The organism is Viridibacillus arenosi, assembly GCF_001955655.1.
Lineage (GTDB): Bacteria > Bacillota > Bacilli > Bacillales_A > Planococcaceae > Viridibacillus > Viridibacillus arenosi.
Map to the genome: position 1 here is coordinate 12,804 of NZ_MSPW01000018.1, position 12,539 is coordinate 25,342.

Sequence of the window (12,539 nt, forward strand, 5' to 3'; positions counted from 1 at the left end):
ATATGTATAAGGACACAAAATGGTCCGAAATAGTGATTAAAAAAAAGAGTTTCCTCTTTATTTTTGACTTTTTTAAAATTTTCAAAAAGATGTTATCACTCCAGCAAGATCAATTTTCAGAAAGATGCTAAAAACCCCCTTCTCAAAAGAGATAGGGGGTTCAATACTCAATAGCGTTTATTTCTCAACATTGATATACAGTTTACCCTTCGCTTCTTGACGTGTTTCATTTTTGAAATTGTCAACAGCTTTTACTTCGATTACTGCTCCTTTAGCTACTGTTCCTGATGGTACTGTCCAATAGCCTACGTAATGACCGTCTGCTTGTTCTGACATAGGAAGCTCAGTCGCATTTTGAATTTGTCCATTAACATTTGTTAGCGGCATATGGATGACGAAAGTAGCTTTTAATCCTGCTGCACTATCAAATTCAATTTTAACACTTTTCCCTGTTTCCAAATTAAGGTCTTCTACTGGTGTTAAATTTTCAATGACTGGTGCATCGTAATTTGCTGTGATGCTAATTTTCTTTGTTACTTTATTGTTCGCTTTATCGCTAGCTACTACTTTAATTTCATTTACACCATTGTCGAGAAGAATACGTTTTGAATATTTTCCGTTGACCACAGGTGCGTCTTTTCCATTTACACGGACCCAATCTAGATTCGCATCATCGACAGTACCTTCAACTGTTACTGACTCACGATTTGTTTTATCCCCGTCAAGCGGACTTTCGATTTTCAGTTCAGGTTTCATCGTGTCTAATACAACAGTGACAGCTTCCGATTCCCCTATTACTCGCTCATCAAGAGTTGCTACTGCTACGAATTCATTTGAACCCTCTGATAATTTAGCATCGATTGAGAATTTACCATCTGCTCCAACGACTGCCGTTCCAACCTCTTGATCATTTTGTTTTAATTTAATCGTTGTTGTCGGTGAAGCTGTTCCTTCGATTTTTGTTGATGCTTCATTTGTCACTGATTTTGTTGCTGGTGAAGTTATAACTGGCCCCTGTACTTCATAACTTACACGAGCACGAATCATGTAGTTACCTTCTTCAGCAGGTGATGGTGACCAAGCATCGGAAACACCTTGGTAGCTACGTCCCGCATTTTCTCCGCTTTCATCTGTTGCAAGTCCAGGTGTATTCGGACTAGCAAACGTTTGACGATATACCATGTAGAAATCGCCTTTTACAATAATATTGTGATCACTTAAATCAACAACTGTCCAATCACCATTACGTAGAGCTGTTGCATCAATCGGCCCCGCAATTTTCTTACCAGGTGATCCATCAGCTCCAGTCGCGTCCCACACTTCAACTGCGAATGCAGTACCACCTGGAACTGGCCATTCAGTGTCCCAGAATCGGAATACGCCATCAGTTACAATGCCGTTTTCCTTTCCTTCAGGAAGAGACATTTTCACCGCCCAAGCGTTTCCAGCTGCATTAAATGCACGTGCATTTTCAGGAGTACCATCATCATAGCCAATTTCGCCACCCGGATAAGTGTAGAAAGGTTTTAACTCAATATCTTGAGTCGTAGCTTGTTGGCCAATTTTAATAGTTGTTTCTTGGCTATAGAAGCCACGAGCAACAACTTTTAATGTGTAGTCTCCTTCATATGCAGTCAATGAATAGTTACCTTTTGCGTCTGTAGTAACTGGCGTAATATTGGCATCTTCAACTAGTAAGATAGTTGCTCCTGCTACGCCTTCACCTGTTGATTTGTCAGTGATTTTACCACTCACTGTATTTTGTGCAACTTCATTCAATGTGAAGTTTGCAGTTGCCATGCCATCTGCTTCGATCGAAACAGATTGCTGTTTAGATGTGAACCCATAAGCTTCTGCTTTCGCAGTGAATGTTCCGGCACCATGTGTTAATGAATATGAACCATCAGCAGGATTTGAATACACTGAACGGCCAGATTCAAGAATACTTACTTGAGCACCTAAAGGTAAAAGCGTTGGATTCACAATAGCTTCTTCTACCGATGGTTTTTCTTTTGTAGGCAATACCGGACGAATAGTCTTAGGATCAACCCACTCTTTCATAGCTTCTTTATCTTTATCTTTTCCTACATTTCCTTTGTTACTGCTATTTTTATCGCTAGCGTTATTAGATTTATTGCCATTTACATTTTTGTTTTTGTCCTTATCTTTAGACACTTTACCTGTTTGTGAGACATCCACTAACCCGATATCATCAATATACCAACCTTCTTTATTAACACTTCCATCAGAGAAAGCATTAAAACCAATGTAGATGCGTTGACCTGCATAAGCTGATAAGTCAACTTCTGCATTTTTCCAACCGTTTGAAGCACCTTGAACCATCATTACTTGTGTCCACTCTTCTCTATCTGTTGAGACAAAGACATGTCCATAATCCCAAGCTCTTCCCGATGTAGATTCCTCGAAGTTATGCCATTGTTTGAACTGTAAATAAGAATGGCCTTGTGGTAAATCAACTGGAGGCATCACGAGTGTTGCGTTCATTTGGCTGTCATAGTTACCAGCTAAATTTGTAGCATACACTTTTTCACCAGATGCAGCTTTTCCTGGACCAGACGTTGGTGTTCCCCACTCCCAGCTGTTTTTATTGCCAAACGAAGTCCAGCCAGTAGGTTGTTTTTCTAGGTTTTCAAAGTACCCTACTGTGATACCAGGTTTTACTTGTACTACATATTCTTCACTATTCACTTCGTTATTACCGAAGTCATTGACTGTCCACTTGTACTTGAATGAATCTACTTTAATCGCTTCACCAGGAATCGTTACACCGAACTCCCCTGATTTATAATCGCCTGATTTATGAGTTGCAGTAATTGCTTTCCAAGCACCATTAACGTCTTTGTAATTTAAGATAACAGATGAAACACTAATGTTATCTGTTACTGAAGCTGTCAAATCTAAATCCATCCCTGCAAATGCTTCTACAGGACTTTTATGTTTTAGTACTGGCGCTTCATTGTCATCACCTTGTTTTGTCACTTGACCTTTTAACGTACCTAGACCAGTAATTATTGAAGAAACTGCTGCCTGAGCATCTACTAATCCATAACCATAGCCATGATTTGGTGTTTGTGGATATTCAGAGTCAGTTAATGGAATTGCTGTATCAAGTAGAATTTGTTCCATTTCATCAACTGTTAAGTTCGCATTTACTTGACGAAGAAGAGCTAATACCCCTGATACCGCTGGGCCAGCCATCGATGTTCCATTCCAGCCACCTTCATAGCCACTACCTGGAACAGTTGATCGAATGTTCACACCAGGTGCTGAAATGTCTGGCTTGATTTGATCATATGGCGATGGTCCACGAAGTGAGAAACTTCCTACTTTGTTATTAATATCAGTTGCCCCAGTTGCAAATGCCTCTGGGTAATTAGCTGGTGCAGCAACAGAACCCGGTCCACCTGGATTCGTTCTCGTTGTGTTACCTGCCGAGAATTCAGGGAAAATTTCTGCAGCACGCCAATTGAGCACTACATCTCGGTACCATTCATCAAGACCTGGACCACCACCCCAAGAGTTATTCACAATATCAGGAGCCATATCAACACGTGCATTTCCATTAGCATCAGTTGGCGCTAGAATCCATTGTGCCGCTGCCAATAGATCCGCATCTGTACCACCTTCTGATGTAAATGCTTTGACCGCAATGTATTTCGCACCAGGTGCAACCCCAACTTGGTTAGATCCATTTGGTTCACTACCAACCATTGTTCCTGTTACGTGTGTACCATGTCCAATATCATCATACGGAGTGGTGCGTCCAACAGTTGCATCAAACCAGTTGAAGTCATGTGAAACTTGTCCATTAGATGCATTAAAACCACGATATTTTTGCTTTAATGCCGGGTGATCCCATTGCACACCAGTATCAATACTTGCTACCACTGTTCCTGTTCCATCAATTCCTTTTGCCCAAACTTGAGGTGCTTTAACACGTTCAACGTTCCACTCAACATTTGCAGTTTTTGATTTAGGTGCAGGAGTCTCTTTTGTCTTTGTTGTAAATAATTGACGTTTTTCATTTGGTAATACTTTTTCTACTTCTGCAAATGTCGCCACTTTTTCAGCAATCTCTTTTGTTGCCGTAACAGCCATCCCATTAACGATATAGTAAGATGTGATATCTTTTGCATTCCCTTTTTTCTCTTCTTGTTCAAGGAATTCTTTGACTGTTTCTTGTGATTCAAGTGAAGTTGCCTTTAAATCAGATACAACTGCAGATCGTTGAGCGAGCTTAGCTTGATGGGCCGTCATTTTATCTGCCTTTGCGTTTTTCTTCGCTTCATTAGCTACTTTATTTGCAGTAGATTTTTCCTTGAATTTGATAAGGAATGTTACCTTGTCATCATCTTTAAAATTATTGAGTAATCGATCGCTTAACTTGTCTTTCACGAGAGTTGTGTTAGAACTTGAATCTCTGAAAGATTGATGAAGCTTATCAGTCGTTTTTGCACTAGCAACATTTGGAGCGACTAAAGAAAATGCCATGAGTACAGATGCAGCGATGCTAAATGCTTTGACAGAACTACTTTTTTTCCTCATTTTCATTCCTCCCCTAATTTTATAAAGATATTTGTTTTTTGTTAGAAGCTGATAGCCTTTTTAAGTCACCAAAAAAAGACCAAAGAAAAACACCTTTGCCTCCTTTCCCAAACAGACATTTAGGTAAACAGAATCAATGGTGCTAAATATCAATCTCTAGTTGTAACTACAACTATATAAGATTACAATTCAAATTTTTGTCATTTTTTATCGATTTTTTTCTCCATTTTTATAAATAATAGTAATTTACTATTAGATTACAGGTCTTAAGTCCTCGAAAAATCATTTCAATGCTTTGTAGCTATTTATAAAAAGTGCGTAGAAATGTTGATGTAACAATATTTCTACGCATTTAATATATTTATGTTAAATTTATTAGATTTTCAGATTAATTGTAAAATGCCTAAATACACCTATAAAATAAAAAAGAGGGCAATATGTCTGTTAAATTTCAAAATCAATGAATAGTACTAAATAATTATCTCTATTTTTAATTTCGTTGTCTTTTCACTGTATATTAATTCCACATAAACTCTTGATAATAAAGAGTTATCACTACATTTTCATCCAAATCCATAAGGTCTTTATTTGCTTATTTTCATATTCATTAAAATTTGAAACATCAATTTATGCATTGCATTTTCAAAGGACTAATATCCTAACCACAATAAAATGAAAGGATAGCCTTAAAAACAAGCAATCCTATTTTTTTATCTAGGAATGCTAAAAAAAGATATAAGAACTCATTCAAAATTTATGTACAGATAATTTATAGATGAGGTAAGAGTCGATATTTATTTAATGGATAAACTCTACATTTGAAAAGACTCTTTATTTATTAAATGGATCATTTATTAATGATTTTCATGATATTTTTAAAAAAGAATGGGGATAATGCAATAAAAAACCCCCTAATTTTTAGATTAGGAGATTGTTTTAATACTGATTTCTTTACAATAACTTTAATTTGTTGAAACCTTAATTAAGCATGTCTATTACTCTGTAATTTTATTCAAGTAAACATTTTTCAATTGGTTTAATACTGGTAAAAAATAACCTCTTTCAACGTTTTAAAAAATAAATTAAAATCGACAGAATTTTACGAAAATTAATGTTATTTATGTTATTTGAACCTTAATAGGAATGGATATGTAGGTTTAATGCCTAAAAACAATGACTGTTGAGGAAAACATAAAAACCTTTATGCTAAAACCTTAAATTTTGTAATATTATGACTATTAATTATAATGAACATCTAAATTAATTATTAGCAGAATATTCACATCTTACTATTAGTGAATTCTAGCGCTCAGCTAATTTGAGAACGTTTAATAACTCTATTTTCATGATTAAAAATTCCATTTAAGTTGTCAATTCAACTCGAAATACCAACGAAAAGCTGACAATTCAGAAAAATGTTTCGACAAATTTTAATTGTCTAGACAACTGTGGATAACTTTATGCACACTATACACACCGGCACTTCTATATTCCCCCAATATATCCATAAGTTAATCACAAATTATCCACCAAAACCTGTGGATAAAGGGGTGGTTGTTTTGAGCAAAGCAATTTGCTACATTATTTATAGCAAAGTTAACTATCAATATATTCCATCTTATTTTGATTTAGAACTAGACTCACAAAAATATGGAGGTGAACTAATTCGTGAGTAAATTATCAGACGATTTACTGATTAAAGCTTATGTTACGGCAACTACTAGCATGTTAAACCCAGAATTTATTTACTTATTAAAAATTGAAATTATGCGTCGCTCTCTAATTAAAAAAGTCCCGTGTTAAACTAATACAGCATTATAAAAATGTTGCGTTAGCTTTACTTATTCTTAATAGTCATTTCAATATAAGTAGCTATTTATTTCTTCGTTTGAACACCAAGTTAAATTAGAGATCCTTTTAAAGATCGTCATATATTTCAACTTTTAGATATACTTATAAAGTGACCTATTACCCTGTGTCCCATTATTGATAGTTTATCTGCTAATTATTCGGAAACTCATTAAAGATGGCACTATTTCCTTTGAAGATTCAAAAAAATAGTGTTATTAGTTGAAAATAGTGTTTCCAAGTAATAAACTTCATACAAAAGCGAAAATACGTAGAATGTATGGACTTGATAAAGATATCTGGACAATATTAGATTCAGCTACTATGTATACAAAATTGACAGAGTAACCTTGTCCTATTACCCTGTCAATTCTTCAAGAGCATTGTCTACTCATTTTAATACCTCAACATGAAACTGAATGACGAAAAACGTATGTATGTGCAGTTAGATTCAATCTACTCTTCTCTAATAATTTCAGATATAAACTAGCAAGATCTTCTTATAATTCCCCTTCCATAAATTATCCTTAAATAGTTTATACAAAAGTACTATTTCTTCTGTAACTCTTCTAATTTTTCTATTAATAAATTTTGACCTATTTATTTAAAAACATCCTTAATTCAACAGTCATATCAAATAAATCGTTATAGTCACGCTTATTTTTCTACTAATCCCCTACAAGTCATATCTATTGCAATTGGTTTCACGACCATACATAATTCAATACAATTTAACGGCTCACATTATTATATTAGTATCACATTATAAACTTATGTTTTCTGTAATGAATGAACTACTTTCTTTGATTTACTGAAAAATTTTCAAATTGTAGCAAATGTTTATTAATTTTATTGATTGCTAAGGTAGGTTTCAGATTCAAAAACTAACTAATATAAAAAAATGTATTAGTCTGTTTTGAAAAATCTTGTTTTTTACAAATTTATAATAGGGACTTACTTTATATATCTAATACTCTTATTTTATAACTATTTTTGATGAAATTTTTTATCTGAATTATCTCTTTTGTCAAAATTTATTTTAAAAGAAAACTCTTGCAATTTGAAATTTTATGATATAATCGCTTGGAATTTAGTTCACAAATGATGGGGAGAGATTTTTTATGATATTAAGAGACTTTTTTATGTATTTATCCGAAAATCGCACACTAAATGCAGCTGCTCAAAGATACGGTTTAAAGATGGGGGCACAAAGTGTAGTAGCCGGTACTAATATTAAAGAAACGATTGATAGTATTAAAGAATTAAATAATCATGGTATTGCATGTACAGTTGATAACTTGGGTGAATTTGTTTTTGAAAAATCAGAAGCTATCGCTGCTAAAAATCAAATTTTAGAATTAATTCAAGCAATTCATGATCATGGGGTAGATGCTCATATCTCTTTAAAACCTTCACAGTTAGGTTTAGACATTGATATTGACTTCTGTTATGAAAATTTAAAAGAAATTGTTGCTCTAGCTGATCAATACGGTATTTTCGTAAACTTTGATATGGAGAATTATGATCGCTTACATCCTTCTTTTGAGTTGATGGAGCAGCTAAATAATGAACATCAAAATATCGGTACCGTTATTCAAGCATACTTCCATGAATCTGATGAAAATATCGAAAAATATAAAAACTATCGTTTACGTATCGTAAAAGGTGCTTATAAAGAACCTGCAAATATTGCTTATCAAGATAAAGCTGAAATCGATGCAAAGTATATTAAATTGATTGAGTATCACTTACTGAATGGTAAATTCACTTCAATCGCAACACATGATCACCGTGTCATTAACCATGTAAAACAATTTGTTAAAACAAATAATATTCCAAATGATAAATTTGAGTTCCAAATGCTTTATGGTTTCCGTAAAGATATGCAACTTCAATTAGCAAAAGAAGGCTATAACTTCTGTACTTATGTTCCATTTGGTCGTGATTGGTATGGATACTTTATGCGCCGTTTAGCAGAGCGTCCTCAAAACTTAACACTTGTTACAAAACAAGTTTTCAATAAAAAAACAAATACTGCGATTGGCTTAGCTGCATCAGCATTCATCGTTGGTCGTCTATCAAAACGCAAATAAAAAAATCCCGCTCAAAAGGCGGGATTTTTTTATTTTTTCTCATCAGCATCTTTCATTCGCTTCATGCGATATTGTAAACTTTGTCTTTTCAAACCCAGCTCTTTTGCAGTTTTTGAGACATTACCACCAAAAAATTCAAGTGCCTTCACCACATAATAGTCCTCTACTTCACGGATATATTGGTCGAGTGGGCGGAGATCCTTAACTGTTTGAACGATAAACAATTCACTTTGCACATTATTTTCCTGACGATGAATATCTTGAACCTTCCATCGGAAATATGCTGGTAACATCTCATAAGTAATACTTTCCTCAGTAGTAATAAGAGATGCTATTTCGTCTAATAACACTTCTAGTTCCTTCAAGTTTCCTGGCCAGTCATATGACAAAAAGATTTCTTCCACTTCATCCGTTAGTCCCTGCACAAAAGAGCCAAAGTCTTGTCGATGTCTCGAAAAGTAATCATTCACAAATGGCATAATATCTTCTTTCCGTTCTCTGATTGAGGGAACACGGATTGTAAGTGATGAGAAGAAAAAGTATAAACTTTTCGATAGCTTACCATCACTAATAAGTTCAATAGGGTCTCCACCAATACTAGCTATAAAGACGTGATTCTTTGTTTCATGGATTTTCAATAATTCTACGATTCTTTCCTGTGCTGACATTGATAAATACTCAATCCGTTCACCGAAAAAAGTAATGTTATTATTTTCAGTTATATATTTTTCTAGTTGTGCAATTACTGCTTCTTCGTCTCTTCTGCAAATGAGTGTAATAAACTGCTCATTTGGCATTGAAAGTGAATGGTGTATTCCTTCAGCAATCATATCCTTACCCGTTCCTGATTCCCCTATGAGCATTACCGAAATACGGCTAGTCGCAGCTACTTTTGCTGTTGAAATTACGTTTTTCATTGATGCTGAAACAGCTGTAATTGTTTCAAATGTTAAAGGTTGACCATAACGTCGAAGTGGCTGATACATCATGAATTCTTGTGTAGAAATATCTCTAGCAAATTCTACTGCTCCAAGAATTCTCCCCTCTTTTTCAATTGGCAATATATTATTGATCGTCGTAATTTCCTGCCCTTTTCGATTCCAGAAAGTTTTTTTATGATTCCTAATCGGTTGACCTTTATGTAACACTTGTAGCAATAGACTCTCTTCAGCTTCAAAATTAATAATTTCCCTTGCAGAGCGTTTTTTAACCTCCACATCTGTTATACCCTCAAGCTCTTTCATTTTTTTATTATAAATTACCGGCATTCCATTGGCATCGATTGCACTAATACCGATATCACTCATTTCTGTAATAAATTCATACACTTGAAGCAGACCATTTAATTCCAATTTTATAGACCCCTTTAAGTTTTTTATAATTTTTCGAATATTTTTATTGTAATATGCCAAATGATATTGCATTATTATATATATACTTTTCAGAAAAGTGCAAACTCATTTTGCACCTTACAACTTAGGGGGAGAAAAAATAATGATTCCATACAAACATGAACCATTTACAGATTTCACTTCGAAAGAGCATGCAGATGCATATCAAATTGCATTACAACAAGTAAATGAACAACTAGGACAAGAATATCCTTTAATCATAAACGGTGAAAAAGTAACAACTGAGCAAAAAATCTCATCTTACAATCCTGCTAAGAAATCAGAATTAGTTGGTGTTGTATCAAAAGCTGACCAAGAATTAGCTGAAAAAGCAATGCAAGCTGCACATACTGCCTTTGGGGAATGGCAATATACTCCAGCTGAAGTAAGAGCTGATATTTTATTTAAAGCAGCTGCAATCATCCGCCGTCGTAAACACGAATTCTCTGCTTGGTTAACATTCGAGGCTGGTAAACCATGGAATGAGGCTGATGCTGATACTGCTGAAGCAATCGATTTCCTTGAGTATTATGGTCGCCAAATGTTAGCGATTAAAGATGGTCAACCAGTTGAAAGTCGCGTTGGAGAATTTAACCGCTATGACTACATTCCTTTAGGTGTTGGTGTCATCATCTCTCCTTGGAACTTCCCATTTGCAATCATGGCTGGTACTACGGTAGCAGCAGTTGTTACTGGTAACACTGTACTTTTAAAACCTGCTTCAACAACACCGGTTGTTGCTTACAAATTCATTGAAGTATTAGAAGAAGCTGGACTTCCAGCAGGTGTTGTTAACTACATCCCAGGTTCAGGTGCTGAAGTTGGCGATTATTTAGTAGATCACAAGCTTACTCGTTTCATCAGTTTCACTGGTTCTCGTGATGTTGGTCTTCGTATCAATCAACGTGCTTCTGTAGTAAATGAAGGGCAAATTTGGATTAAACGTGTTATAGCTGAAATGGGCGGTAAAGATACGATTGTAGTAGATAAAGAGGCTGATTTAGAATTAGCTGCTCAATCTATCGTTAAATCTGCATTCGGCTTTAGTGGTCAAAAATGTTCAGCATGTTCACGTGTAGTAATTGTGGATGAAGTTTATGATGAAGTAGTAGCACGTGTTGAGGAATTAACAAAAGCATTACAAGTCGGTAATCCTGTAGATCCTACTAACTATACTGGACCAGTTATTGATGAAGCTGCATTCAATAAAATTACTAGCTACATCGAAATTGGTAAAGAAGAAGGTCGCTTAATCGCTGGAGGTACTGCAGACCAATCAGAAGGCTATTTCGTTCAACCAACAGTATTTGCTGATGTATCTCCTGAAGCACGTATTATGAAAGAAGAAATCTTCGGACCAGTTGTAGCTATTTCTAAAGCTTCTAATTTCGAAGAAGCAATCGCAATTGCTAATGACACTGAATATGGTTTAACTGGAGCTGTCATTTCAAAAAATCGTGCTAACATCGAATACGCACGTCAACGCTTCCATGTTGGTAACTTGTACTTCAACCGTGGCTGTACTGGTGCTATCGTAGGATACCAACCATTCGGCGGTTTCAATATGTCAGGTACAGATTCAAAAGCTGGCGGTCCTGATTATTTACAACTTCATATGCAAGCAAAAACAACTTCAGAAACACTATAATTTTTTCTAAAATATAATAGAAGAAACTCTAGTTTTTTACGCTCGACGTGTGATAATTCATGCGTCGAGTTTTTGTTTTACATAAAATTATTAATGATTAGGATTGCCCGAAATTTTTGTGAAGCGGAAAAATTATTATGATATTTCCGTTGTAATTTGTATTTAAAAATAAAAATAACTTGAGTAATAGTAACATTTGTACCATCGTTCAAGTTATTTTAGAATTATCCATTATTTAGTGTTCAGGATACTAATGTAATCAATGAGATTTCAACATATTATTATTTTCATAAAAAAATCCAATTTATTACAAACATATTTTATTGCGTAGATTGGATTAATCAGTCTTGAGCTCCAGTTTCACATTCCTATTTTTCATATCTAAACTCATCTTGATTAGTTCATCTCTTTCAATCATCCGGACATGATTCTTTTTTGCGAGTATTAAGGCTTGTTTTGTATATGTACTATTCGTAATTACCCAAGCTACTGTTGCATTGTACATCTTAATAGCTGGGATTATCTCCTGTACTGCTTTAACACCGACTGTTTGCTTATATCGCTTTGCTTGTACAACAATAACTTGCTGTTCTTTTTTTAATATTAGATCTGCTCCATAGTCTCCAGTTGCAGATGTATAGGACACTTTGTAGCCTTGGCTCTTAAATATTGTACCAACATATTCCTCAAATTGCCTTCCAGTCATCTTATCGATTTCTTGTATCCCAGATTCCTTCATCTTCTTGTTAAACCTAATAGACCTCCAAATCGAGAATATTATAATAACAATAATACATAATCCAACTGCAACAAAAACACCCGTCAAAGTGTTAGTAGTAAACCAGCCGATTATCGCCGCTATAAGTACTAAGAGTCCCATTAATTCATCAATCATTTTTTGTTCCTTTTTCGTACGATTCCGCATTAAAACCCCTCCCATTAAATCTATTAACAACCCACTCTAATATACCTATTATACCTTAAAATGTAATT

At 34.7% G+C, this 12,539-nt stretch carries 6 protein-coding genes; 3 read left to right on the top strand and 3 right to left on the bottom strand.

Going from position 1 to position 12,539, the window contains the following annotated elements; translation table 11 throughout:
- Nucleotides 1-177: 177 nt before the first annotated feature.
- Nucleotides 178-4,566 carry a S8 family peptidase gene (locus BK137_RS20560; RefSeq protein ID WP_143691100.1) on the bottom strand — a complete coding sequence of 1,463 codons (4,389 nt, stop codon included), beginning with the start codon at nt 4,564-4,566 and terminating at the stop codon, nt 178-180.
- A gap of 1,725 nt (nt 4,567-6,291) precedes the next feature.
- Here BK137_RS20560 and sda point away from each other — a divergent pair.
- On the top strand, nt 6,292-6,369 hold the full coding sequence (gene sda / locus BK137_RS23030) for a sporulation histidine kinase inhibitor Sda (RefSeq protein ID WP_412104674.1): 78 nt from the start codon (nt 6,292-6,294) through the stop codon (nt 6,367-6,369).
- A gap of 1,166 nt (nt 6,370-7,535) precedes the next feature.
- Entirely contained in the window at nt 7,536-8,507 is a 972-nt protein-coding gene (locus tag BK137_RS20570) for a proline dehydrogenase family protein (protein WP_038179812.1), read from the top strand.
- Between the two features lie 29 nt (nt 8,508-8,536).
- On the opposite strand, the gene BK137_RS20575 is transcribed toward BK137_RS20570, so the two are convergent.
- Nucleotides 8,537-9,859, bottom strand: coding sequence for an AAA-type ATPase lid domain-containing protein (locus tag BK137_RS20575; protein WP_038179815.1), 1,323 nt, complete (start codon nt 9,857-9,859; stop codon nt 8,537-8,539).
- Between the two features lie 139 nt (nt 9,860-9,998).
- On the opposite strand from BK137_RS20575, the gene pruA reads away from it, so the two are divergent.
- Nucleotides 9,999-11,546, top strand: a complete 1,548-nt coding sequence (gene pruA, locus BK137_RS20580; RefSeq protein WP_038179896.1) for an L-glutamate gamma-semialdehyde dehydrogenase — start codon at nt 9,999-10,001, stop codon at nt 11,544-11,546.
- A gap of 337 nt (nt 11,547-11,883) precedes the next feature.
- Here the strand turns inward: pruA and BK137_RS20585 are convergent, their stop codons facing one another.
- A complete protein-coding gene (locus BK137_RS20585) occupies nt 11,884-12,471 on the bottom strand; it encodes a restriction endonuclease (RefSeq protein ID WP_038179818.1) in 588 nt (195 codons plus the stop codon).
- Nucleotides 12,472-12,539 lie beyond the last annotated feature (68 nt).

Coding starts and splice junctions, on each gene's coding strand:
- sda (WP_412104674.1), top strand. CDS start 6,292: ATGTTAAACCCAGAATTTATTTACTTATTAAAAATTGAAATTATGCGT.
- BK137_RS20570 (WP_038179812.1), top strand. CDS start 7,536: ATGATATTAAGAGACTTTTTTATGTATTTATCCGAAAATCGCACACTA.
- BK137_RS20560 (WP_143691100.1), bottom strand. CDS start 4,566: ATGAGGAAAAAAAGTAGTTCTGTCAAAGCATTTAGCATCGCTGCATCT.
- BK137_RS20585 (WP_038179818.1), bottom strand. CDS start 12,471: ATGCGGAATCGTACGAAAAAGGAACAAAAAATGATTGATGAATTAATG.